Source organism: Enterobacter sp. C4G1 (assembly GCF_052886895.1).
Genome location: NZ_JBQVVV010000002.1, coordinates 1534794 through 1558651 on the forward strand (window position 1 = coordinate 1534794; position 23858 = coordinate 1558651).

19 protein-coding genes and 2 pseudogenes are annotated in these 23858 nt (G+C 53.9%); 4 read left to right on the plus strand and 17 right to left on the minus strand.

The genetic code is table 11. The features are described from left to right. Nucleotides 1-73: 73 nt before the first annotated feature. The 3 genes from menF to ACT9TW_RS21190 form a co-directional block, all read right to left on the minus strand. Nucleotides 74-1369 carry an isochorismate synthase MenF gene (gene menF / locus ACT9TW_RS21180; protein ID WP_446493621.1) on the minus strand — a complete coding sequence of 432 codons (1296 nt, stop codon included), beginning with the start codon at nucleotides 1367-1369 and terminating at the stop codon, nucleotides 74-76. A gap of 98 nt (nucleotides 1370-1467) precedes the next feature. Continuing rightward, on the minus strand, nucleotides 1468-1773 hold the full coding sequence (gene elaB, locus ACT9TW_RS21185; RefSeq protein WP_182061853.1) for a stress response protein ElaB: 306 nt from the start codon (nucleotides 1771-1773) through the stop codon (nucleotides 1468-1470). Nucleotides 1774-1826: 53 nt separating this feature from the next. After that, the gene (locus ACT9TW_RS21190) at nucleotides 1827-2288 is read right to left on the minus strand and encodes a GNAT family N-acetyltransferase (protein WP_446493622.1); all 462 of its coding nucleotides are present in this window, start codon (nucleotides 2286-2288) and stop codon (nucleotides 1827-1829) included. A gap of 72 nt (nucleotides 2289-2360) precedes the next feature. On the opposite strand from ACT9TW_RS21190, the gene rnz reads away from it, so the two are divergent. Further along, on the plus strand, nucleotides 2361-3278 hold the full coding sequence (gene rnz, locus ACT9TW_RS21195) for a ribonuclease Z (protein ID WP_446493623.1): 918 nt from the start codon (nucleotides 2361-2363) through the stop codon (nucleotides 3276-3278). 64 nt (nucleotides 3279-3342) lie between these two features. Then, nucleotides 3343-4347 carry a chemotaxis protein gene (locus tag ACT9TW_RS21200; RefSeq protein ID WP_446493624.1) on the plus strand — a complete coding sequence of 335 codons (1005 nt, stop codon included), beginning with the start codon at nucleotides 3343-3345 and terminating at the stop codon, nucleotides 4345-4347. 163 nt (nucleotides 4348-4510) lie between these two features. On the opposite strand, the gene nuoN is transcribed toward ACT9TW_RS21200, so the two are convergent. The 14 genes and pseudogenes from nuoN to lrhA all read right to left on the minus strand — a co-directional run bounded on the left by nuoN (nucleotide 4511) and on the right by lrhA (nucleotide 20987). Then, nucleotides 4511-5968, minus strand: a complete 1458-nt coding sequence (nuoN, locus tag ACT9TW_RS21205) for an NADH-quinone oxidoreductase subunit NuoN (protein ID WP_182061857.1) — start codon at nucleotides 5966-5968, stop codon at nucleotides 4511-4513. A 6-nt stretch (nucleotides 5969-5974) separates the two neighbouring features. Continuing rightward, complete coding sequence (gene nuoM, locus ACT9TW_RS21210; protein ID WP_182061858.1) at nucleotides 5975-7504, minus strand: NADH-quinone oxidoreductase subunit M; 1530 nt, start codon at nucleotides 7502-7504, stop codon at nucleotides 5975-5977. Nucleotides 7505-7580: 76 nt separating this feature from the next. Continuing rightward, complete coding sequence (gene nuoL / locus ACT9TW_RS21215; RefSeq protein ID WP_446493625.1) at nucleotides 7581-9422, minus strand: NADH-quinone oxidoreductase subunit L; 1842 nt, start codon at nucleotides 9420-9422, stop codon at nucleotides 7581-7583. Continuing rightward, complete coding sequence (gene nuoK, locus ACT9TW_RS21220) at nucleotides 9419-9721, minus strand: NADH-quinone oxidoreductase subunit NuoK (RefSeq protein WP_003861496.1); 303 nt, start codon at nucleotides 9719-9721, stop codon at nucleotides 9419-9421. The genes nuoL and nuoK overlap by 4 nt, the downstream gene beginning before the upstream one ends. Further along, complete coding sequence (gene nuoJ / locus ACT9TW_RS21225) at nucleotides 9718-10272, minus strand: NADH-quinone oxidoreductase subunit J (protein WP_182061860.1); 555 nt, start codon at nucleotides 10270-10272, stop codon at nucleotides 9718-9720. Before nuoJ ends, nuoK begins: the two co-directional genes overlap by 4 nt. Nucleotides 10273-10282: 10 nt before the next feature. Beyond that, the gene (gene nuoI / locus ACT9TW_RS21230; RefSeq protein WP_014071104.1) at nucleotides 10283-10825 is read right to left on the minus strand and encodes an NADH-quinone oxidoreductase subunit NuoI; all 543 of its coding nucleotides are present in this window, start codon (nucleotides 10823-10825) and stop codon (nucleotides 10283-10285) included. A gap of 13 nt (nucleotides 10826-10838) precedes the next feature. Then, nucleotides 10839-11815: pseudogene (gene nuoH, locus ACT9TW_RS21235) on the minus strand (NADH-quinone oxidoreductase subunit NuoH). Continuing rightward, complete coding sequence (gene nuoG / locus ACT9TW_RS21240; protein WP_446493626.1) at nucleotides 11812-14535, minus strand: NADH-quinone oxidoreductase subunit NuoG; 2724 nt, start codon at nucleotides 14533-14535, stop codon at nucleotides 11812-11814. The pseudogene nuoH and the gene nuoG overlap by 4 nt, the downstream one beginning before the upstream one ends. Nucleotides 14536-14590: 55 nt before the next feature. Beyond that, entirely contained in the window at nucleotides 14591-15928 is a 1338-nt protein-coding gene (nuoF, locus tag ACT9TW_RS21245) for an NADH-quinone oxidoreductase subunit NuoF (RefSeq protein WP_182061862.1), read from the minus strand. Further along, entirely contained in the window at nucleotides 15925-16425 is a 501-nt protein-coding gene (gene nuoE / locus ACT9TW_RS21250; RefSeq protein WP_014071107.1) for an NADH-quinone oxidoreductase subunit NuoE, read from the minus strand. Before nuoE ends, nuoF begins: the two co-directional genes overlap by 4 nt. 2 nt (nucleotides 16426-16427) lie before the next feature. After that, nucleotides 16428-18230 carry an NADH-quinone oxidoreductase subunit C/D gene (gene nuoC, locus ACT9TW_RS21255; RefSeq protein WP_014071108.1) on the minus strand — a complete coding sequence of 601 codons (1803 nt, stop codon included), beginning with the start codon at nucleotides 18228-18230 and terminating at the stop codon, nucleotides 16428-16430. A gap of 89 nt (nucleotides 18231-18319) precedes the next feature. Next, nucleotides 18320-18994 carry an NADH-quinone oxidoreductase subunit NuoB gene (gene nuoB / locus ACT9TW_RS21260; protein ID WP_003861482.1) on the minus strand — a complete coding sequence of 225 codons (675 nt, stop codon included), beginning with the start codon at nucleotides 18992-18994 and terminating at the stop codon, nucleotides 18320-18322. A gap of 15 nt (nucleotides 18995-19009) precedes the next feature. Beyond that, nucleotides 19010-19450: an NADH-quinone oxidoreductase subunit NuoA gene (gene nuoA / locus ACT9TW_RS21265; protein WP_014071109.1), complete on the minus strand. Its 441-nt coding sequence runs from the start codon at nucleotides 19448-19450 to the stop codon at nucleotides 19010-19012. Nucleotides 19451-20080: 630 nt separating this feature from the next. Next, nucleotides 20081-20987: pseudogene (gene lrhA, locus ACT9TW_RS21270) on the minus strand (transcriptional regulator LrhA). A gap of 949 nt (nucleotides 20988-21936) precedes the next feature. Here lrhA and alaA point away from each other — a divergent pair. Beyond that, nucleotides 21937-23151 (plus strand): alanine transaminase AlaA, encoded by a 1215-nt coding sequence (gene alaA / locus ACT9TW_RS21275; RefSeq protein ID WP_003861471.1) that lies wholly within the window; start codon nucleotides 21937-21939, stop codon nucleotides 23149-23151. 95 nt (nucleotides 23152-23246) lie between these two features. Continuing rightward, complete coding sequence (yfbR, locus tag ACT9TW_RS21280; protein ID WP_182061865.1) at nucleotides 23247-23846, plus strand: 5'-deoxynucleotidase; 600 nt, start codon at nucleotides 23247-23249, stop codon at nucleotides 23844-23846. The last annotated feature ends 12 nt before the right edge of the window (nucleotides 23847-23858 follow it).

A 23858-nucleotide genomic window follows, 5' to 3' on the forward strand; every position in this document is an offset into this window, starting at 1 on the left:
CAATATTGCGACACAGTATAAATAATAGAAAAAGATGGAATTTTGATATGAATCGGGAATGCGCGACTCAGTATTAATCCCTAAGGAGCAGAGTGCGCAACCCTGCGGCTTTATTTTCTATCTCCAGCCACTCTTGCTCCGGGTCAGAGCCGCTAACAATTCCGGCCCCGGCATATAGCCTCAGCGCGTCGTTGTGCAGCCGTGCGGAGCGGAGCGCCACACAAAACTCACTTTTTCCGGGTGATAAATACCCGGCAGAGCCGGCATACCACTCTCTGTCGAACGGTTCGTTATTTTCGATAAAATCGCGTGCCGCCTGACGCGGTAACCCCGCCACAGCGGCGGTCGGTTGCAATACGTGCAGGCATTGTTCGTCATCGGTATGTTTTAGCGCAGTCCAGATACATCGACGCAAATGCTGCACCTTGCGCAGACGCACAATCTGCGCGGGCAGAACGTCCAGCGTCCGGGTGTGATGTTGCAGACGCTGGCAGATATCCTCTACCACCAGCATATTTTCGCGCTGGTTTTTGTCGTCATTCATCAGCCATTCGCCCAGCCGCTGCGCCTGTTTATCTTCAGCATGGCTGGCAACCGTCCCGGCCAGCGCCTCAGTGCGTAACAGTGCGCCCCGGCGTCGCCACAAGCGTTCAGGCGTGGAACCCAGAAACGCGTTGCTGGCGTCAAACACCATGCAGAAATGGTAGCAATGTAAATTCAGCGCCCGGCTGGCGGCCATCAGCGCGATGGCGTTAACTGGCTGGTTAAACTGCACGTCTGTCGCCCTGGCGAGCACCACCTTTTCAAAATCACCGTGCGCAATGGTCTGCGTTGCAAGGCGGACAAGGCGCAGCCATTCCGGTTTGTCGGGCTGATGCGTCTCTCTGAGAGCCTGAAGCGACAGAGCGGGAATCGGCTGGGATTCACCCAACTGCTGTAAAAAATCCAGCGCCTGACGCGCATCATCCTGAAGGGAAGTGGCACTCCACAGGTGCAGGCGTAATGTGGCTATTCCCGCATTACGTAACCACAGCAGGCGCGGCAAAAACAGACTGCCCTGCTCCGGGTTAAAGGCATTTAGCCCACAGATACGGGTGGTATCCGGCGCGTCACAGGCGTTTAAAAACTGTGATGCCAAAGCCAGAGAAGAAAAGTGTGCGACGGCACCCAGCGCGGCCAGCTCTTCATCGCCGTTACGCTGTTGCCAGTAGAACTGGGGATAAGATGCCTGGGAGCCAAGCCAGGCCAGGGGATCAAAGGCATCATTTAGCGGGAAAGAGACATCGAAATGACGTAAACCTGGCGTAGCCGGTAGTGCTTGCGCAAGCTGGTCACGCAGACGTTCCAGCGCGATGAAAATCGATTGCACGCGAACCTCTCCCTGTTAAAACCTCACATTATACGGGGTACTGATAATAAATAGCAGTACCCACGTATAGGGAGTGGTTTACCGTCTGCATCAACCTCTTAACGACGCGCCAGCAGCAGCCCTAATACCAGCCCCGCCGCAGCACCAACCCCGATGCCGTGCCAGGGTTTTTCATGCACATAGTCATCAGTACGATACACCGCGCGTTTGGCGCGGTAGTAGTAGGTATCTGAAGCCTGACTGACGCGGGACTGCACGTCACGCAATGCATGCTCGGCACGCTCTTTTAGCTCGATATACTTCTGATCGGCGGGGTCACCTGAAGAACGTAACACCTCTTCCAGCGTTTCGCTCAGTAAAGCCAGGTCGTCGTCGATACGGGTCTCCCAGGAATGAAAAGACATATTTTTCTCCATGTTAGTACGCCAGTCCGCTAACTATAGACAACGACACCCCATTACGCCTGTTTCGCTTCTCGCGCCATGCCGATATGCGCAATGCCGTCTTCGTCATACACATCCGTCACCGGAGCGAACCCGAAGTGCGCATAGAATGACTGAAGATGCGCCTGTGCACCCAGGTATAACGCCTTGTCTGGCCACTGTTTTTCGCAGGCAGCCAGCGTTTGTTCCATTAAGCGATAACCTAGCTTTTCACCACGCGCGCTGCCGCTGATGATAACGCGGCCAATCACCACCGGCTCAAATTCGTCTTCGCTTTTCAGAATCCTCGCATACGCGACCAGCTCGTTATCTTTCCAACCCAGAATGTGACGGTTTTCCCCTATCAGGTCATCACCATCGATGTCCTGATACGGGCAGGTTTGTTCAACAACGAACACTTCACAACGCAGTTTCAGAAGTGCGTACAGGGAAAAGGTGGTCAGCTCGCTATGGTGTAAATCTTGCCACTGGATCATGTCAGGCTCCTTCTTAGGGTTCATCACGTTATACTAAACCCCTTCCCATTCAGCAAAGGGTCTGACTGTGTTATGGAACTGATTTTTCTGGGTACTTCCGCCGGCGTGCCAACCCGCTCACGAAATGTAACGGCCATGCTGCTGGATTTGCAGCATCCCACCCGTGGCGGGCTGTGGTTGTTTGACTGTGGCGAAGGCACGCAGCATCAGCTATTACACACGACTTATCATCCCGGTAAGCTCGATAAAATCTTCATTACCCATCTGCACGGTGATCATCTGTTTGGTCTGCCCGGCCTGCTTTGCAGCCGCTCGATGGCCGGGAATGCCAATCCCCTGACCATTTATGGCCCTGCGGGGATCGCGGAATTTGTTGAAACGACCCTGCGTCTGAGCGGTTCGTGGACCGACTACCCGCTGGAGGTGGTTGAGATTGCCGACGGGCTGGTCTTCGATGACGGTGCTTATCGGGTCATTGCCCGGCCGCTAAATCACCCGGTTGAGTGCTACGGTTATCGCATTGAAGAGCATGATAAGCCGGGCACGCTCAACGCCGCGGCGCTGATTGCCGATGGCGTGCGTCCGGGGCCACTGTTCCAGCGGCTGAAACTGGGCGACACTGTCGAGCTTGAAGACGGGCGCAAGATTAACGGTCTGCAATATCTCTCGGCCCCATTGCCCGGCAAGACGCTGGCGATTTTTGGCGATACCGCGCCATGCCCTGGCGCACATGAGCTTGCTCAGGGTGTTGATGTGATGGTGCATGAAGCCACGCTCGAAACGGCAATGGAAGAGAAAGCCAACAGCCGTGGCCATAGCTCTACCCGCCAGGCTGCCCGGCTTGCACTGGAAGCAGGTGTCAGGAAACTGATCGTGACGCATGTCAGCTCTCGTTACGACGCCCGAGGCTGTGAAAATCTGCTGGCGGAGTGCCGGGAAGTGTTTGAAAACTGCGAGCTGGCGGAAGATTTCACTCAGGTCAGCGTTTAGTCCTTCATTTTTCCCTCAGGATGCCGATAACGATTAAAAGGTCAGCATTTCACTTGAGGGTAGAATGGATAATTTCCAGAAAGATATTGATGACAGGGCGAATCTGACCCTGTCGAACCGTTTTGAGCTGTTGCTGTTCCGTCTTGGCACCTCTCTGAATGCAAACAAATCCGAGCTGTTTGGCATTAACGTCTTTAAGCTGCGCGAAATTGTGCCAATGCCGGAATTCACCAAACCCGCGGGAATGAAATCACCGCTGATGGGGATGGTGAACATTCGCGACCAGGTGATCCCGGTGATCGACCTGGCTGCCGTCGCGGGTTGTAAGCCTACAACCGGACTGAATATCCTGCTGATCACGGAATATGCCCGCAGCGTACAGGCCTTTGCCGTGGAATCAGTCGAGAACATTATGCGTCTGGACTGGAAGCAGGTGCACGCGGCGGAAACCGCCGTCAGCGGGCGGTACATCACCAGCATTGCCTGTCTTGATGAGAAGACCGATACCAACGATCTGGCGATGGTGCTGGACGTTGAGCAGATCCTGTATGACATCACCCCGGCAAACCACGATCTACACGCCACCAATCTGCAAACCACGAAATTCAACATCAAGCCTGGCGCGGTGGCTATCGTGGCGGAAGATTCCAAAGTTGCGCGTTCCATGCTGGAGAAAGGCTTGCAGGCCATGGAGATCCCGGCGCAGTTGCATATCACCGGCAAAGACGCATGGGAAAAAATTGGCGTTCTCGCTGCCCAGGCGCAGGCCGAAGGTGTGCCAATCACCGATAAAATCGCCCTGGTGCTGACCGACCTCGAAATGCCAGAGATGGACGGTTTTACGCTGACGCGCAAAATCAAATCCGACCCGGTACTGAAAGATATTCCGGTGGTGATCCACTCGTCCCTTTCAGGGAATGCCAACGAAGATCATATCCGCAAGGTGAAGGCCGACGGATATGTGGCGAAGTTTGAATTGAACGAGCTGTCGTCGGTTATCGAAGAAGTGCTGGAGCGTTCGGTGAAGAAGATTGACGGGCCGTTGATTAGCCGGAAGCAGCTGGCATAGCCGGGTGGCGCTTCGCTTACCCGACCTACAAAACCCGTAGGCCCTGCAAGCGCAGCGCCGCTGGGCACTCTGTGCGGGCTGATGCCCTCACCCCGTCCCTCTCCCACCGGGAGAGGGCGCAAACATTAAAAAAGGCAACTTTCGTTGCCTTTTTGCTTTCACCTTACATCAGCGGCATCGCGTGTTGCACGATGGTGATCAGCGGTTGCGGATAGATACCGAAGATCAGTACCAGCAGCGCAGAGATCAGCACCACAATACCACCGGCGCTGTACTGCCAGTTGGTTGGCGCATCGCGGTTGAGCTGCTGAGGAGCACTCAGGTACAGGCTCACAGCCACGCGCAGGTAGTAGTACAGACCAATCGCGGAGCCAATCACCACACCGGCGGTCAGCCACCACAGGCCTGCCTGCACACCGACTGCCAGTACGTAGAACTTACCGATAAAGCCCAGCGTCATCGGAATACCGGCCAGGGACAGCATCATCACGGTCATTACCGCAGACAGAATCGGACGGTGCCAGAACAGACCACGGTAAGAGAACAGTGAATCTGCATCCGGGCCACGGTACGGGCTGGACATCAAACTCACCACGCCGAACGCGCCGAGGCTGCTGAACAGATAACCTGCCAGATACACACCAACGGCTTCCATCGACATCTCACCGCTTTGCAGCGCGATCAGTGCCACCAGCAGGTAACCCAGATGGGAGATAGACGAGTAGCCCAGCAGACGTTTGATATTGGTCTGGCTCAGCGCCATCAGGTTACCGAAGATGATGGAAACGAACGCGATAATGCCCAGCACCACGCGAACCGCTTCACTATCACCCACTGGTGCGTACAGGAACAGACGCATCACCACACCGAAGATAGCGATTTTGCTCGCCGTCGCCAGGAAGGTAGATACCGGTGCCGGAGCACCCTGGTATACGTCTGGCGTCCACAGGTGGAACGGAACCAGAGACAGTTTAAAGCCAAGGCCAACAATCATCATACCCAGGCCTGCCAGCAGCAGTGGTTCGTGCAGCATCCCGTCGCCGAGGCTCTTGCCGAGCGCCACGAAGGAGAGGTTACCGGACTGAGCGTACAGCAGCGCAATACCAAACAGCAGGAACGATGATGCCGCCGCTGACAGGATGGTGTACTTGATACTCGCTTCCAGTGAACGCTTCTGACGGAAGGCGTAACCAATCAGGCCGAACAGCGGCAGAGAGATAAGCTCAATACCGAGGAACAGCGCAGCCAGGTGGTTCGCATTCGCCAGCAGAATGCCGCCCAGTGCGGCAATCAGTACCAGCAGGTAAAACTCTTCTTTGTTGTCGTTGTAGCCTTCAAGCCACGGGTACGCAAAGGTGCAGGTTGCCAGACTCGCCAGCAGAACCAGCCCTGTGTATAGCATGGCATAGCCGTCAACACGCATCAGCGGGGTGACATCCATCGCGCCCGCCTGGCCAACAAACCAGAGGGAAACCAACGCAGCGTTCAGACCCAGAACGGACAGGGTCGCATTCAGGAAGTGATTGCGTCGCCACGCAATGGAGAGCATCACAACCACCACCGTCAATCCGACGATCAGCAGCGGTAGCAGCGCGATCAGTTGTTGTGGAGTTATTGTCATGGCGAATTACGGCCTTGTAGTAGAAGCAGAATTAACAAACCACTGCTGGATGTTACCCATCGCGGAATGCGAGGTATCCAGAATCGGCTGTGGATAGAAGCCCAGCAGCACCAGCAGTACGACCAGCAGCAGGATGATGAACAACTCACGCAGCGACATCCCAGGCAGTTCTTGTGCAGCAATCTCACTCTTCGCTTTACCGAAGTAAGCGCGGTGCAGCATCGCCAGTGAGTACACAGAAGCGAACACCAGACCGAAGGTGGAGACAACGGTAATCACCGGAACCACTTTGAAGCTTCCGAACAGAATCATAAATTCGCCGACGAAGTTACCGGTGCCTGGCATCCCCAGGGTGGCAACAGCGAAGAACATGGACAGCGCTGGCAGCCATTTCATTTTGCCCCACAGGCCGCCCATCATACGCATGTCACGAGTGTGCAGACGTTCGTACAGCTGGCCACACAGGATGAAGAGGCCGGCTGCGGACAGACCGTGCGCAATCATCTGGATAACCGCGCCCTGGTACGCCAGCTGGCTACCGGTATAGATAGCAATCAGCACGAAGCCCATGTGGGAAACGGAGGTGTAAGCAATCAGACGCTTGATGTCGTACTGCGTAAACGCCATCCAGGCACCGTAGAAGATACCAATCACACCCAGCCACATGGCAATCGGTGCGAACTCAGCGGAGGCGTTCGGGAACAGCGGCAGAGCGAAACGCAGCAGGCCATAGGCTGCGGTTTTCAGCAAGATACCCGCCAGGTCAACGGAACCCGCTGTTGGTGCCTGAGAGTGCGCATCTGGCAGCCAGCCGTGCAGCGGAACCACCGGCATTTTCACCGCAAAGGCGATGAAGAAGCCCAGCATCAGCAGATATTCAACACCGTGAGACATTGGTGTCTTCAGCAGATCCTGATAGTTGAAGGTCCAGATACCGGTCGCGTTGTGGTGAACAAACACCAGCGCCAGGATCGCAATCAGCATTACCAGACCACTCGCCTGGGTATAGATGAAGAACTTGGTTGCCGCCGTGATACGCGTTTTACCGTCGGATGCCTTATGGCCCCACAGCGCGATCAGGAAGTACATCGGCACCAGCATCATCTCCCAGAAGAAGAAGAACAGGAACATGTCGATGGCAAGGAACACGCCGATGACGCCGCCCAGGATCCACATCAGGTTCAGGTGGAAGAAGCCCTGGTATTTTTCGATTTCTCGCCAGGAACAAAGTACCGCCAGAACACCGAGCAGACCGGTCAGCACGACCATCAGCAGCGACAGACCGTCGATCGCCAGGTGAATCGTAATGCCGAAACGTGGGATCCACGGCAGGATAAACTCAGACTGCCACTGCGGAATACCCGCAGACTGGGTCAGAGAGTAACCACCCTGCAACCAGAGTTGCAGACCAAGCGCGAGCGTCAATCCCATGGTGATCAGCGCGATCCAGCGCGGCATCTTCACGCCAAAGCGTTCAGTCTGCCAGCACAGGAAGCCGCCGATGAAGGGAATTAATATTAGCCAGGGTAGTAACATGGCGATTTACATTCCTTTTTAAGGCCCCCAGCAGGGGCCTGATTTTCAACGAATTCGAATAAAATTCACTTAACGATCAACGCAACACCATCAGCAGCGCCAGCACGACAACCGCACCGATGCTCATGGACGCCACATACCAGCGCAGGTAACCGTTCTCGCTGTACAGCAGGCCTTTACCTGCAAAGCGGGACAGGATCGCCGGGATATTCATCATGCTGTTCAGTGGATCGCGTTTCACCAGCCACGCAACACCCAGGAACGGCTTGACGAAAATCATGTCGTACAGCCAGTCGAAGCCCCACGCGTTGTACCACCAGGTGCCCAGCAGACGGCCTGGCGCACTGTTGGCAACAGAGGTTACCAGCGTACGTTTACCCAACCACAGCCATGCCGCAATCAGGATGCCCGCGACAGCGACCACACCAGAGGTGATTTCAAGCGTCAGAACGCGACCGTGCTCAAGCTCGGTTGTCGCCGGCAGTACGCCCTGCAACGGTGGCACAATCATCGCGCCAACGAAGGTGGAAAGTACCAGCAGCACAATCAGCGGCAGGTGGTGGGTAATCCCCTTCCCTGCGTGAGCATGAATTTGTTCTTTACCGTGGAATACGATGAAAATCATACGGAAGGTATACAGAGAGGTCATGAACGCGCCGACCAGACCTGCAACCATCAGATTGATATGACCATTCGCCATGGCACCCGCAAGGATTTCGTCCTTACTGAAGAAGCCCGCGGTAATCAGCGGCAGTGCCGCCAGCGCCGCGCCGCCCACCAGGAAGCAGACATACACCAGCGGGATGGACTTACGCAGTCCGCCCATTTTGAAGATGTTCTGCTCGTGGTGGCAGGCCAGGATCACGGAACCGGATGAGAGGAACAGCAGCGCTTTAAAGAAGGCGTGCGTCATCAGGTGGAAAATTGCCGCGTCCCATGCCTGAACACCCAGTGCCAGGAACATGTAACCAATCTGGCTCATAGTGGAGTAAGCGAGAACACGTTTGATGTCGGTCTGAACCAGCGCGGCAAAGCCTGCCAGCACCAGCGTGACCGCACCCACAATACCCACCAGATGCAGAATTTCCGGAGTCATCAGGAACAGACCGTGGGTACGCGCAATCAGGTAAACACCCGCGGTAACCATGGTCGCTGCGTGGATCAGCGCGGAGACAGGGGTTGGACCCGCCATCGCATCTGCCAGCCATGTCTGCAACGGCAGCTGTGCAGATTTACCCACAGCACCACCCAGCAGCATCAGCGTTGCCCACATCAGCATGTTGTTGCCTGCTTCGAAGTGAGCCGGCGCCAGTTCCACCATTTCGCGGAAATTCAGCGTGCCCAGTTCGTTGTAGAGAATGAACAGCGCGAAAGCGAGGAACACGTCACCCACACGGGTCACGACGAACGCTTTCATGGCCGCTGCGCCATTCTTCGGATCGGTGTAGTAGAAACCGATCAACAGGTAAGAACACAGACCCACACCTTCCCAGCCCAGATACATCAGCAGCAGGTTATCGGCCAGCACCAGAACCACCATGCTTGCGATAAACAGGTTGGTGTAGGCGAAGAAGCGGGAGTAACCCTCTTCACCGCGCATATACCAGGAGGCGAACATGTGGATCAGGAAGCCCACGCCGGTCACCACGGAGAGCATGGTCAGAGACAGACCATCCAGCACCAGGTTGAAACCGATGTTGAAATCACCGACCGACATCCAGGTCCACAGCGGCACGCTGAAAGGCTGACGTCCGTTGTTGAAGAAATCGATACCCGCGTACGCTGTTACCAGCGCCGCCAGACCGATAGAGCCAATGCCCACGGTAGCCGACAGATTCTCAGACCAGCGGCCACGAGAAAATGCCAGCAGCACGAAGCCAATCAGCGGAAAAATAATGGTTAAGGCAAGCATGTTCATCCACGCAACTCACTTACTGAATCGATGTTCAGGTTCTGGCGGCGACGATGGAGCTGCAACAACAGCGCCAGGCCAATACTCGCTTCGGCAGCCGCGAGGCTGATGGCGAGAATGTACATCACCTGACCATCGGTCTGGCCCCAGTAGCTACCGGCAACCACAAAGGCCAGCGCGGAAGCGTTAATCATGATTTCCAGGCCGATCAGCATAAACAGCAGATTGCGGCGGATAACCAGACCGGTCAGACCCAGAACGAATAAAATCGCCGCGAGGATCAGTCCATGTGTTAAGGGGATCATGCGCGTTCCTCCGTTTTTCTTTTCGCGCGGTCGTCAGTGCGGTTGCTCAGCACCTCGCCAACACGCTCTTCGCGGCCAACGTGGAAAGCAACAACCAGGCCTGCCAGCAGCAGCATCGAGGCCAGTTCAACCGCCAGAACGTACGGACCAAACAGGGAAATACCCACGGCTTTCGCGCTGATTGGCGTACCGTCGATGCCCTGGTCGTTCACGCCCAGAATGGCGTAAACGATCACCGCCAGCATGATGGCCGACAGAATTGCCGGGCCAATCCACACCTGCGGTTTTAACCACTGACGTTCCTGCTCAATTTCTGAGCCGCCCAGGTTCAGCATCATCACCACGAAGACGAACAGCACCATGATGGCCCCGGCGTAGACGATGATTTCCAGCGCACCAGCAAAATGCGCGCCCAGCGCAAAGAACACCCCGGAAATAGCCAGCAGCGAAATGATTAAATAGAGCAGCGCATGCACCGGGTTGGTGTGCGTAATCACTCGCAGCGTAGCCAGGATGGCGATAAGGCCACAGATATAAAAAGCGAATTCCATTGCCCTCTCCTTACGGTAACAGGCTCTTGACGTCGATAGGCTTAGCTTCGTTCTCTGCTTCGCCCTTATCTTTGCCGTCGATTGCCATACCCGCCATCCGGTAGAAGTTATATTCCGGGTATTTGCCCGGACCGGAAATCAGCAGATCCTCTTTCTCGTACACCAGATCCTGACGCTTGTACTCACCCAGTTCGAAGTCTGGAGTCAGCTGAATCGCCGTGGTTGGGCACGCTTCTTCACACAGACCACAGAAGATGCAGCGTGAGAAGTTGATGCGGAAGAACTCAGGATACCAGCGGCCATCTACCGTCTCTGCTTTTTGCAGAGAGATACAGCCTACCGGACACGCTACCGCACACAGGTTACAGGCAACGCAGCGCTCGGAACCGTCCGGATCGCGCGTCAGCACAATACGACCACGGTAGCGCGGCGGCAGATATACCGGCTCTTCCGGGTACATCTGGGTTTCGCGTTTGGCAAACGCGTGCAGGCCGATCATCCAGATACTGCGTAGCTGGGTGCCGGTGCCTACCAATAATTCTTTTAAGGTCATGGTCTAAAGCCCCTTATGGCTGCTGCCAGAGAATGACAGCTGCCGTTACCAACAAGTTGACGAGCGTCAGCGGCAGGCACACTTTCCAGCCGAAGGACATTACCTGGTCATAACGAGGACGCGGTAAGGACGCACGAATCAAAATGAACATCATCATGAAGAACGCGGTTTTCAACGCGAACCAGATGAACGGCGGTAAGAACGGGCCATGCCAGCCACCAAAGAACAGCGTTACCATCAACGCGGAAATGGTGACAATACCGATGTACTCGCCCACGAAGAACAGACCGAATTTCATACCGGAATATTCAATGTGGTAACCGTCGGCCAGTTCCTGTTCGGCTTCTGGCTGGTCAAACGGGTGACGGTGACACACCGCCACGCCCGCGATAGCAAAGGTAACAAAACCAAAGAACTGCGGGATAACGTTCCAGATGTCGGCCTGGTTGTTGACGATGTCGGTCATGTTGAATGAACCGGCCTGCGCCACCACGCCCATCAGGGAAAGACCCAGGAATACTTCGTAGCTCAGCGTCTGCGCAGAAGCACGCATTGCACCCAGCAAGGAGTATTTGTTGTTACTGGACCAGCCTGCGAACAGCACCGCGTAAACCGCGAGGCCTGCCATCATCAGGAAGAACAGAATGCCGATGTTCAGGTCAGCCACAACCCAGGTCGGGCTGACAGGAACGATAGCAAACGCCAGCAGCAGCGAGGTAAAGGCAATCATCGGTGCCAGAGTAAAGATCACGCGATCCGAGAAGCGCGGATCCAGTCCTCTTTAAAGAACATCTTGATCATGTCCGCGACCAGCTGGAGTGAACCACCCCAGCCCACGCGGTTCGGTCCGTAACGGTTCTGGAACAGACCAAGCAGACGACGTTCACCAAAGCTCATGAATGCACCGCAGGTGACCACCACCAGCAGAATCACAACCGCTTTCAGAATGCTCAGCAGGATGTCGATAAGGTCCGGCGTTAACCAACTCATGCTTTTGCCTCCTGCAAGTTATCAAGACGCGCGCCCGCCAGTACCGGAGCGATGCCAGGCATCCCCATCGGCAGACCCACCTGCCCTGCTGTCAGACCTTCGGAGATAATCAGCGGCAGGCTGATTGTCTGGCCATCGTAGCTAAAGGCAATGTTCGCGCCCGCATTCACGCCAAGCTTCGCGGCGTCTGCCGGGTTGAGCTTGATGTAAGGCTGCGGCATACGTTGCTGGAATACAGGAGAACGCTGGGACATTTCGTCGCTACCAAACAGATGGTAGTACGGCGCAATACGCCAGTTACCTTCCTGAGCCTGGAAGCTTGCCGGTACGGCGCTGAAGAAATCCAGACCGTTTTCGGAGGCTTCAATCAGACGCACACCCGGATCGCCGTGACGCAGGGAGCCGCCAACTTCTGCCTGGAACTTGTTCCATGCCTGTGGGGAGTTCCAGCCAGGAGCCCATGCGAACGGAACCTGAGAGCGCGGCGCAGACGGCTGGTTGTTCCCTTCCATAGAGAAGGCGAACATCGTGTCTTTGTCCTGCGGCTGACGAGGTTCATGCACGCTGATGTTGGCACGCATTGCGGTACGACCGCTGTAACGGTGTGGTTCACGCGCCAGTTTCTGGCCGCGAATACGGAAGCTTGCGTCAGGTGCAGCATCTTTGATGCCCGCCAGCTGAGGCAGTTTTTCCACAACCGCGTCGATAACGTGGTCAAGCTGCGTCCAGTCCACTTCACGGCTCTGCACGGTGCTGTCCAGGGAGTGCAGCCAGCGCCAGCTTTCCAGCATAATGGTGTTGCTGTCGTAGTACGCCGGGTCATAAACCTGGAAGAAGCGCTGTGCGCGGCCTTCGTTGTTAATCACCGTACCGTCGCTTTCTGCGAAGCTTGCCGCAGAGAGCACCAGGTGCGCTTTATCCATAATCGCGGTGCGCTGATGATCAATCACCATCACCAGCGGTGCTTTTGCAAGCGCAGCGTCAACGCGTGCCGCAGAAGCATGACGATGCAGGTCGTTCTCAAGCACGATAACCGCGTCAGCAGCACCGGTTTCCAGTTCGCTTAACGCTGCGTCCAGTGAACCGCCGCCAATCATACCCAGGCCAATGCTGTTCACCGCACGGGCAATCATGGTCACGCCAACGTCTGAACCGCGGTCTTTCAGGGCTTTGGCAACGTTTGCTGCAGCCTGAACAATCTCAACGCTACCGGCATTAGTACCGGAAATAATCAGCGGTTTCTTCGCACCCGCCAGCGCCTGAACAATCACGTCAACCTTGTTTTGCAGGTCGCGATCCAGTTCAACTGCCGGAGAGTTGTTGTCCAGCGCGTGTGCAATGGCAAAGCCGAGACGGGCCTGGTCTTCAACCGGCGCGCGGTAGGTCCACGCTGCGATATCATCCAGACGGGTATCATCAATGCTGGTAACAAACAGAGGATGCTTGGCGCGCTGGCCGATGTTCAGGATTGCCGCAATCTGCCAGTCAGCCACTTTCTGGGCTGCCGCCATTTCGCGTGCTTTACCTTTCACCGCCTGGCGAACCGCCAGAGCCGCGCGAGCGCCAGTCTGAGTCAGGTCTTCACCTAACACCAGAACTGCATCATAGGATTCGATTTCTCGCAGCGCAGGAGTATGAATACCGCCTTCGCGCAGCACTTTCAGCACCAGTTGCAGACGTTCCTGCTCGCCCTGGGCGATACCGGTGTAGAAGTTTTCAGCTCCAACCAGTTCACGCAGCGCGAAGTTACTTTCAACGCTGGCACGTGGGGAGCCGATACCGATCACTTTCTTCGACTGGCGCAGAATATCTGCCGCGCCCTGCATCGCTTGTTCAGCGTTCAGGGTGATCAGGTCATCGCCACGGCGCTGAACCGGCTGACGCGGACGGTCTTTCAGGTTCACATAGCCATAACCGAAACGACCACGGTCGCACAGGAAGTAGTGGTTAACGGTACCGTTATAGCGGTTTTCGATACGACGCAGTTCGCCGTAACGTTCACCCGGGCTGGTGTTACAACCAAGGGAGCACTGCTGGCAGATGCTTGGTGCAAACTGCATGTCCCATTTACGGTTGTAGCGCTCGGAGTGGGTTTTGTCCGTGAATACGCCGGTCGGGCAGATTTCTACCAGGTTACCGGAGAATTCGCTTTCCAGCGTACCGTCTTCCGGACGACCGAAGTAGACGTTGTCATGTGCGCCATATACGCCCAGATCCTGACCGTCTGCATAGTCTTTGTAGTAACGCACACAGCGGTAGCAGGCAATGCAGCGGTTCATTTCGTGAGAGATGAACGGCCCCAGATCCTGATTGCGGTGGGTACGTTTGGTAAAGCGATAGCGACGGAAGCTGTGACCGGTCATAACGGTCATATCCTGAAGGTGGCAGTTACCGCCCTCTTCACAGACCGGACAGTCGTGCGGGTGGTTGGTCATCAACCATTCCACAACGCTTTCGCGGAACTGTTTGGCTTCTTCATCGTCAATCGAAATAAAGGTGCCTTCGGTAGCTGGCGTCATACAGGACATCACCAGGCGACCACGCGTGTCTTCCGCGTTTTGATATTGCTTCACCGCACACTGGCGGCAAGCACCGACGCTGCCCAGCGCCGGATGCCAGCAAAAGTACGGAATATCAAGGCCGAGCGACAGACAAGCTTCTAGCAGGTTGTCCGCCCCGTTGACCTCATATTCTTTGCCGTCTACATGAATCGTAGCCATTAGCATGCTTCCAGTTGGCTCAGATTAGCTCTGAGCGTTAATCAAAATTCTGTCTTTACCAGCGCGCTTTCAGCAGGTTCGGCTGAATACCATTAATTGAATGGGTATTGCTGAACGGCTGCTTGATGCCTGCTTCGAATTCGTCGCGGAAATATTTAATCGCGCTCTGCAATGGCTCTACAGCACCCGGTGCGTGGGCACAGAAGGTTTTACCTGGGCCCAGGAATCGACACAGTTGCTCAAGTGTCTCGATATCGCCCGGCTGGCCTTCGCCACGTTCAATAGCACGCAGGATCTTCACGCTCCAAGGCAGACCATCACGGCACGGTGTACACCAGCCGCAGGACTCACGGGCGAAGAACTCTTCCAGGTTACGTACCAGCGACACCATGCCGATCTCGTGGTCGACGGCCATCGCCAGCGCCGTACCCAGACGGCTGCCTGCTTTACCAATGCTTTCGAATTCCATTGGCAGATCAAGGTGGGCCTCGGTCAGGAAATCTGTCCCTGCCCCGCCTGGCTGCCAGGCTTTGAATTTCAGCCCGTCACGCATCCCGCCTGCATAGTCTTCAAGAATTTCGCGCGCGGTCGTGCCAAATGGCAGCTCCCAGACACCTGGGTTCTTCACGCGGCCAGAGAAGCCCATCAGCTTGGTACCTGCATCCTTACTTGAAGAGATGCCCTGATACCACTCCACGCCATTGGCGAGGATTGCCGGGACGTTACACAGGGTTTCGACGTTGTTTACGCAGGTCGGTTTACCCCATACGCCAGAGCTCGCCGGGAACGGTGGCTTGGAACGCGGGTTCGCACGACGGCCTTCAAGGGAGTTAATCAGTGCGGTTTCTTCACCGCAGATGTAACGCCCTGCACCGGTGTGCACGAACAGTTCGAAGTCAAAACCGGTGCCCAGAATGTTTTTACCCAGCAGACCTGCTTCGGTCGCTTCAGCAATCGCGCGACGCAGGTTTTCTGCCGCTTCGATGTACTCACCGCGCAGGAAGATGTAGCCACGGTACGCTTTCAGCGCGAACGCGGAGATCAACATGCCTTCCACCAGCAGGTGCGGCAGCTGTTCCATCAGCAGGCGGTCTTTATAGGTGCCCGGCTCCATTTCATCGGCGTTACACAGCAGGTAACGGATGTTCATGGACTCGTCTTTCGGCATCAGACTCCACTTCAGACCGGTGGAGAAGCCCGCACCGCCGCGCCCTTTCAGGCCAGCGTCTTTCACCACATTAACGATGTCGTCCGGTGCCATGCCACCCAGGGCTTTACGCGCACCGGCATAGCCGTTTTTGCTTTCGTATTCTTCAAGCCATACCGGCTGTTTGTCATCACGCAGACGCCAGGTCAGCGGATGAGTCTCAGCAGTACGAATTACAGTTTTCATTTGTACTGCTCCAGAAGGTCAGGAATGGCTTCCGGCGTCAGATGGCTGTGAGTGTCCTCATCAATCATCATGGTCGGCCCCTTGTCGCAGTTACCCAGGCAGCAGGTTGGCAGCAGGGTAAAACGACCGTCGAACGTGGTCTGGCCCGGTTTGATATCGAGTTTCTTCTCAATAGCAGCCTGAATGCCCTGATAACCCGTAATGTGACAAACCACGCTGTCACAGTAGCGGATCACGTGGCGGCCAACCGGCTGGCGGAAGATCTGGCTATAGAACGTTGCCACACCTTCTACGTCACTTGCCGGAATACCCAGCACTTTTGCGATCTCATAGATCGCCCCATCCGGCACCCAACCACGCTGTTTCTGTACGATTTTCAGCGCTTCAATGGACGCCGCACGCGGGTCTTCGTAGTGGTGCATCTCGTGCTCAATGGCGGCACGTTCTGCCTCACTCAGCTCAAAAGCCTCGGTCTGTGGTTGTTGATTTTCGTGCATAATTAGCGGTCCACATCTGACATAACAAAATCGATACTACCCAGATACACAATCAGGTCAGAGACCAGACTGCCGCGGATAGCGGCCGGGATCTGCTGCAAGTGCGCGAAGCTTGGCGTACGCACACGGGTACGGTAGCTCATGGTGCTGCCGTCGCTGGTCAGGTAGTAACTGTTGATACCCTTGGTCGCTTCGATCATCTGGAAGGATTCCTGCGCCGGCATGACCGGGCCCCAGGACACTTGCAGGAAGTGCGTGATCAGGGTTTCGATATGTTGCAGCGTGCGCTCTTTCGGTGGCGGCGTCGTCAGCGGGTGATCCGCTTTGAACGGGCCTTCCGGCATGTTGTTGAGGCACTGCTCAAGGATGCGCAGACTCTGGCGCAGCTCTTCAACTTTCAGCATCACACGGGTGTAGCAGTCGGAAACGCCGCCGCCAACCGGGACTTCAAAGTCGAAGTTCTCGTAACCAGAGTAAGGACGGGCTTTACGCACGTCGAAATCAATACCGGTCGCACGCAGACCTGCCCCCGTTGTACCCCACTCCAGCGCTTCTTTCGCACCGTAAGCGGCAACGCCCTGGGAACGGCCTTTCAGGATGGTGTTACGCAGCGCGGCTTTCTCGTAAGAAGCAAGACGTTTTGGCATCCAGTCGAGGAATTCACGCAGCAGACGGTCCCATCCGCGCGGCAGATCGTGTGCCACACCGCCGATACGGAACCAGGCCGGGTGCATACGGAAACCGGTAATCGCTTCTACCAAATCGTAAATTTTCTGACGGTCAGTAAAGGCGAAGAAGACCGGGGTCATCGCGCCAACGTCCTGAATGAACGTGGAGATGTACAGCAGGTGGCTGTTAATACGGAACAGTTCTGAGAGCATAACGCGAATCACGTTAACGCGATCTGGCGTAGTGATACCTGCCAGTTTCTCAACGGCCAGCACGTATGGCATTTCGTTTACGCAGCCGCCGAGATATTCGATACGGTCGGTATACGGAATGTAGCTGTGCCAGGACTGACGCTCACCCATCTTCTCAGCACCACGGTGGTGGTAGCCGATATCCGGTACACAGTCGACAATCTCTTCGCCATCGAGCTGAAGAATAATACGGAATGCACCGTGTGCAGACGGGTGGTTTGGACCGAGGTTAAGGAACATGAAGTCCTCGTTTTCGGTACCACGCTTCATGCCCCAGTCTTCCGGCTTGAAGGTCAGCGCTTCCATCTCTAGATCCTGCTTGGCTTTGGTCAGCTCAAACGGGTCGAATTCAGTGGCACGTGCCGGGTAGTCTTTACGCAGCGGGTGGCCTGTCCAGGTCTGCGGCATCATGATGCGCGTCAGGTGCGGGTGGCCGTCAAAGGTCATGCCGAACATTTCCCAGGTTTCACGCTCATACCAGTTGGCGTTCGGGAAAAGTTTGGTGATCGTTGGCAGATGCATGTCGTTTTCAGACAATGCCACCTTGAGCATGATATCCGTGTTGCGGTCTATTGAGATCAGGTGGTAGAAAACGGAAAAATCCGCAGCAGGGAGGCCCTGGCGGTGGGTACGCAGACGTTCATCCATGCCGTGTAAGTCAAACAGCATGACGTATGGTTTTGGCAATTTCTTGAGGAAATCGACGACTTCCAGTAATTGTTCACGCTTCACCCAAACAACGGGTACCCCGGTGCGGGTGGCCTGAACAGTAAAGGCATCCGGCCCAAAACGGTTGCGCAGCTCGCCAATGACCGGGTCATCCAGATGATCCCGGGTTTGCCATGCGGCTTCTTGCGCGGTTAAGTCGGTCATATTGTTCACCATTGCAAATGGTCCGTGGTGACTGTCAAGCCTGGCTTCGCGCTATTTGAGTAGTGATATGCGAAGGTGTTCTCCAGGCCTACAGGCGCAAATTAAATTTCGTCAGGCGTACGCAGATTGGTGACAGCAATACGTTCACCGCGTTTACGCTCGCGCTCAGACTGCATGTTGGCGCGATACACACCCTGATCGCCTACAACCCATGAGAGCGGACGGCGTTCTTTACCGATGGACTCCTGTAACAGCATCAGAGCCTGCATGTAAGCTTCCGGACGTGGCGGACAACCTGGGATGTACACATCCACGGGAATGAACTTATCAACGCCCTGCACAACGGAATAAATGTCGTACATACCGCCTGAGTTTGCACATGCGCCCATGGAGATAACCCATTTTGGCTCCAGCATCTGGTCATAAAGACGCTGAATGACAGGTGCCATTTTGGTAAAGCATGTACCGGCTACCACCATCAGGTCGGCCTGACGTGGGGAAGCACGCAGTACCTCTGCCCCAAAACGCGCAACGTCATGCACCGCAGTGAATGACGTCACCATTTCAACGTAGCAGCAAGAAAGGCCAAAGTTGTATGGCCAGATGGAGTTCTTACGACCCCAGTTGACCATATCGTGCATGGCGTGCTCGAGCTTGCCCATGTACACGCTTTTATTGACTTCTTGCTCCAGGGGATCGGTTACGATCTCCTGTTTTTGCAGGGGGTAACGGTCATTCTCACCGTTAGGATCTATGCGGGTGAGCGTATAATCCATCTTATTGCCTCGCTGTTACTGCTGACGATTAGAGATACTGTTTTCCGGGTTGATATGTTCACGACGTGAACGCACAGGCGTCCAGTCCAGCGCGCCGATACGCACCAGATAAACCAGACCGGCCAGTAGCACTAAAATGAAAATTGCGGCCTCGACAAAGCCCACCCAACCACTTTCGCGGATGGAGGTAGACCATGCGAAAAGGTAAAGCGCTTCAACGTCGAAGATGACGAAGAACATGGCTACCAGGTAGAACTTGGCAGACAGGCGTAAGCGAGCGGAACCTACTGAATCAATGCCTGATTCGAAAGGTGTGTTTTTGTGCCTTGCGCGGGCGCGACCGCCCAGGAACCAGCCGCCGACTAACATCAGGCAGCACAGGCCAATGGCTACAATAAGAAAGATTGCGAATGCCCAGTGATGAGCGATGACTTCTGTGGATGTTGACATACTCATTGCTTACTCATCAAAAGTGATACCGACGACACTGCTCTTGCTGGCAGATGGGCATCACATCGATTCATGGGGAGGAACAAATAACCTTACACTAACTGTCGGAAATGAGGCGTAGACAGCAAAATGATGTGGTTTTTTACTCCTTTCTATAACCTTTTGTCAACTTTAACAAAGGTTTCTTCACATTAAATTACATCGAACGATTCCCATTAACATTTCATGCCATTTAACCCTGGTGGGTACCTGACTTTACGTCAACAGCATGTTGTTGAATCGTGTCCGTTTTGGAAGTAAAAAAAATAACCCTCCTATTTTGACAGGATTTGCCAACGATTCCTCCCCCCAAATAGGAGTATTTTCTTGATCTGAGACACGCTTTTGTTAATTCAATCAAAAAAACGGCAACATATTTCCCGTTTTTTTAACATGAGTACCCCAGAAAGGAACTGAGAACAGAAATTGTTTAATTTTTAAACCAATCACATTAACGCCATGATAATTAATATTTATTTACCTAAACCTTATTCTGTAAAAGGTTATTTTTATCAAAAAAAAACCACTCCGTGAGAAAATCACGCGAGTGGCTCTTTTTTACACTTACATTTTGTTACCAGAAATTTGAGCTATTGATCACTCAAAATCCCCTTGAACCACCAGGGAGTCGCCCCCCCCTTCGGGAGTAACATGCTCATATTGCCAGGGGTTATGGTAGTTTTCCATGGCCTCAAACACGACCTTCGCCCGTTATTGCTGGATCCGGCAGTACCGGAAGACCGTCAGCTTTACCCAATACACGCAGATCCGGGCTCATCATCTCTACCGGACGAGCCGTTACGCCAAGCCCCGCTTTCACGGCGGCACGCACTGCTGGCAAGGTCGATGCCACATAAGCCAGACGCCACGGGATATTGGCTTCATTCAGTGCTGAAATCACCATATCGCGGAACGGGCTCGGGTCATCGAGCAAGACTAACGGAATAGCCTCACCTTTTTGCAGAACATATTCGGCCGCGCAATACCAATGTGTTGGTGAGGTCCGTAACGTCAGACAATCAAATTGCCCAGGACGATGCGTAGTCACCACCAAATCAACTTCATTCTCCTTCAACATATCCACCATAAAGGCGTTACGTTTTACGCTAACATCCAGCGCAAGTTTCGGATAAACCGAACTAATACGGTTGAGAAGGAAAGGCAATATGGTATCAGCGGATTCATCAGATGCGCCTAATGTTAGCACTCCCTGAAGGTTGCTAAACATTAATGACATACATGCTTCATCATTAAAGCGAAGTATTTTCCTGGCATAACCTAAAAGCTGAATACCGTGCTCAGTTAAAAGTTTATTACGCCCATGGCGTGCAAAAAGCTCTTTACCGACCAGTTGTTCCAGCCTTTGCATTTGTTGGCTCACGGCTGACTGGGTACGGCAAACTGCGGCAGCAGCTGCTGCAAAAGTGTTGAGATCGGCGACCGCAACAAACGTTCTCAGCAGATCGAGGTCGAGATTCATTATCGGACGATTTGCATTTATCATATCTATTCACTTACAGGTTGCTCGTGCGGAGCTGCCCGGGTTGAAGCTGTGTGTAACAGTTAAACAATTCCTTCTGAAGGATTTCCCTCGCATCCCGGCCCGGCAGACTGCCTGACAGATAGTTATTGTGCTGCTGTAAACCAACAGTCAGAAATCACGTTTCATGACGTTATTTTTATTCTCTTAAACGTTCAGGATATTTAGATGTTTGCAGGTTTATGTAAATTCCATTAAAGGAAATGCACATTTCCTGCCATCTTGATCGCAGCGCTGTTAACGTAGCAGGATGTAGTTTACACATTCCAGCCAGAGATAACCCTAACAATAACAATCAATTATATAAGAAAAGTTGATTCAGATAGGCAATACATGAGTATCTCTCATCTACTCTCCTGAAAGACATCTTAACCCAAATCCACTTTATTTATAAGTATTATTGCAATATTCAGGATTTAACAGGGCTGATAAGCAACTTAACTAATTTTATTAAAATTAACGAAAGTTGCATTTTCATCGGTAATAATAAATAAAGTTTAATTTAGATTAAGGTTATTCATTAATAACACTTAACATTAATTTTACATGGACAACTTTTAACCCTGTTAATCAATATAATGCGCAACACCCCTTAAAACTCAGGTTTTACGAAAAGTCACGCAGGGAAACTGCTCTGCTGTTCCCCATCTTGCAGATCTGAGCTTTATTTATTCCAGCATAAAATGCAACAAATCAAGACATAAAAAGCACAATAAACCTAATTCCACACTACATACGTTACTTTAGTGCAGGCAAATCGTTTACGGATAGGGAAATAGATTACAAAGAATTTATCCCATTGTGCAAAATCTTCTTCTGTACGCCCTTCAAAACGACGCGAGGTGGGAGTACATTGTTCCGTGCTGACTTCCACGGCAGGGAGTGGCAATAATAGCGAAAAGGTTAAAGGTTCATGTCCCCTATCGAAAAATCCAGCAAACTAGATAACGTCTGTTATGACATTCGCGGCCCGGTTCTCAAAGAGGCAAAACGTCTCGAAGAAGAAGGCAACAAGGTTCTGAAGCTCAACATTGGTAACCCCGCGCCATTTGGTTTTGAAGCGCCGGATGAAATCCTGGTTGATGTGATCCGCAACCTACCAACTGCGCAAGGTTATTGCGATTCCAAAGGACTCTACTCAGCACGTAAAGCCATCATGCAGCATTATCAGGCGCGTGGGATGCGTGATGTGACCGTGGAAGATATCTATATCGGTAACGGCGTTTCTGAACTGATCGTGCAGGCGATGCAGGCACTGCTGAACAGCGGTGACGAAATGCTGGTTCCGGCACCGGATTACCCGCTGTGGACGGCTGCCGTGTCGCTGTCCAGCGGTAAAGCGGTGCACTACCTGTGCGATGAATCCTCCGACTGGTTCCCGGATCTGGATGATATCCGCGCCAAAATCACCCCACGTACGCGCGGGATTGTGATTATCAACCCGAACAACCCAACGGGTGCGGTGTACTCCAAAGAGCTGCTGATGGAGATCGTAGAGATCGCCCGCCAGCACAACCTGATCATTTTCGCTGACGAAATCTACGACAAGATCCTGTATGACGCAGCGCAGCACCACTCTATCGCCGCGCTGGCGCCAGACCTGTTGACCGTCACCTTCAACGGCCTGTCAAAAACCTACCGCGTGGCGGGCTTCCGTCAGGGCTGGATGGTACTGAACGGCCCGAAAAAACACGCGAAAGGCTATATCGAAGGGCTGGAAATGCTGGCGTCTATGCGCTTGTGCGCAAACGTCCCGGCGCAGCACGCGATCCAGACGGCGCTGGGCGGTTACCAGAGCATCAGCGAGTTTATTGTCCCTGGCGGGCGTCTGTATGAGCAGCGCAACCGTGCATGGGAACTCATCAACGATATTCCGGGTGTGTCCTGCGTGAAGCCAAACGGCGCACTCTATATGTTCCCGAAAATTGACGCTAAGCGCTTCAATATTCATGACGATCAGAAAATGGTGCTCGACTTCCTGCTTCAGGAGAAAGTGCTGCTGGTTCAGGGGACTGCGTTTAACTGGCCGTGGCCGGATCACGTGCGTATCGTTACCCTGCCGCGCGAAGATGATCTGGAAATGGCCATCAGCCGCTTCGGGCGGTTCCTCTCCGGTTATCATCAGTAATCTTAAAAATCAGGCTACTTCCGGTAGCCTGATTTGCATCTTGCCTCCCCTCCCCGCACAATGAAACCTGTCGCAGTGAAGACAAAAGGTAACCTATGAGTCAGAGCCATTTCTTTGCCCACCTTTCCCGCCTTAAGCTCATCAACCGCTGGCCGCTGATGCGCAATGTGCGCACTGAGAATGTGTCAGAACACAGTTTGCAGGTCGCGATGGTCGCCCACGCGCTGGCAGCCATTAAAAACCGTAAATTTAACGGACAAGTCAACGCAGAACGCATTGCCCTGCTGGCGATGTACCATGATGCGTCAGAAGTTCTGACCGGGGATTTACCCACCCCGGTGAAATATTTCAATTCGCAAATTGCCCAGGAATATAAGGCCATCGAGAAGATTGCTCAGCAGAAGCTGATCGACATGGTGCCGGAAGAGTTACGCGATATCTTCGAGCCGCTAATCGATGAGCATAGCTACACCGAAGACGAGAAATCACTGGTGAAGCAGGCAGATGCGCTGTGCGCCTATCTGAAGTGTCTGGAAGAGTTGTCAGCGGGAAACAACGAATTTTTACTGGCAAAAACGCGTCTGGAGAAAACGCTGGAGTCCCGCCGCAGCGATGAGATGGACTATTTTATGCAGGTGTTTGTGCCGAGCTTCCATTTATCGCTGGACGAGATTAGCCAGGATTCGCCGTTGTAATTTTTTTGCCGG

Bases quoted from the DNA above. Each gene is read 5' to 3' on its own strand.
- elaB (WP_182061853.1), bottom strand. From the start codon at position 1,773: ATGTCTTTTCATTCCTGGGAGACCCGTATCGACGACGACCTGGCTTTA.
- ACT9TW_RS21190 (WP_446493622.1), bottom strand. From the start codon at position 2,288: ATGATCCAGTGGCAAGATTTACACCATAGCGAGCTGACCACCTTTTCC.
- rnz (WP_446493623.1), top strand. From the start codon at position 2,361: ATGGAACTGATTTTTCTGGGTACTTCCGCCGGCGTGCCAACCCGCTCA.
- ACT9TW_RS21200 (WP_446493624.1), top strand. From the start codon at position 3,343: ATGGATAATTTCCAGAAAGATATTGATGACAGGGCGAATCTGACCCTG.
- nuoN (WP_182061857.1), bottom strand. From the start codon at position 5,968: ATGACAATAACTCCACAACAACTGATCGCGCTGCTACCGCTGCTGATC.
- nuoM (WP_182061858.1), bottom strand. From the start codon at position 7,504: ATGTTACTACCCTGGCTAATATTAATTCCCTTCATCGGCGGCTTCCTG.
- nuoL (WP_446493625.1), bottom strand. From the start codon at position 9,422: ATGAACATGCTTGCCTTAACCATTATTTTTCCGCTGATTGGCTTCGTG.
- nuoK (WP_003861496.1), bottom strand. From the start codon at position 9,721: ATGATCCCCTTAACACATGGACTGATCCTCGCGGCGATTTTATTCGTT.
- nuoJ (WP_182061860.1), bottom strand. From the start codon at position 10,272: ATGGAATTCGCTTTTTATATCTGTGGCCTTATCGCCATCCTGGCTACG.
- nuoI (WP_014071104.1), bottom strand. From the start codon at position 10,825: ATGACCTTAAAAGAATTATTGGTAGGCACCGGCACCCAGCTACGCAGT.
- nuoG (WP_446493626.1), bottom strand. From the start codon at position 14,535: ATGGCTACGATTCATGTAGACGGCAAAGAATATGAGGTCAACGGGGCG.
- nuoF (WP_182061862.1), bottom strand. From the start codon at position 15,928: ATGAAAACTGTAATTCGTACTGCTGAGACTCATCCGCTGACCTGGCGT.
- nuoE (WP_014071107.1), bottom strand. From the start codon at position 16,425: ATGCACGAAAATCAACAACCACAGACCGAGGCTTTTGAGCTGAGTGAG.
- nuoC (WP_014071108.1), bottom strand. From the start codon at position 18,230: ATGGTGAACAATATGACCGACTTAACCGCGCAAGAAGCCGCATGGCAA.
- nuoB (WP_003861482.1), bottom strand. From the start codon at position 18,994: ATGGATTATACGCTCACCCGCATAGATCCTAACGGTGAGAATGACCGT.
- nuoA (WP_014071109.1), bottom strand. From the start codon at position 19,450: ATGAGTATGTCAACATCCACAGAAGTCATCGCTCATCACTGGGCATTC.
- alaA (WP_003861471.1), top strand. From the start codon at position 21,937: ATGTCCCCTATCGAAAAATCCAGCAAACTAGATAACGTCTGTTATGAC.
- yfbR (WP_182061865.1), top strand. From the start codon at position 23,247: ATGAGTCAGAGCCATTTCTTTGCCCACCTTTCCCGCCTTAAGCTCATC.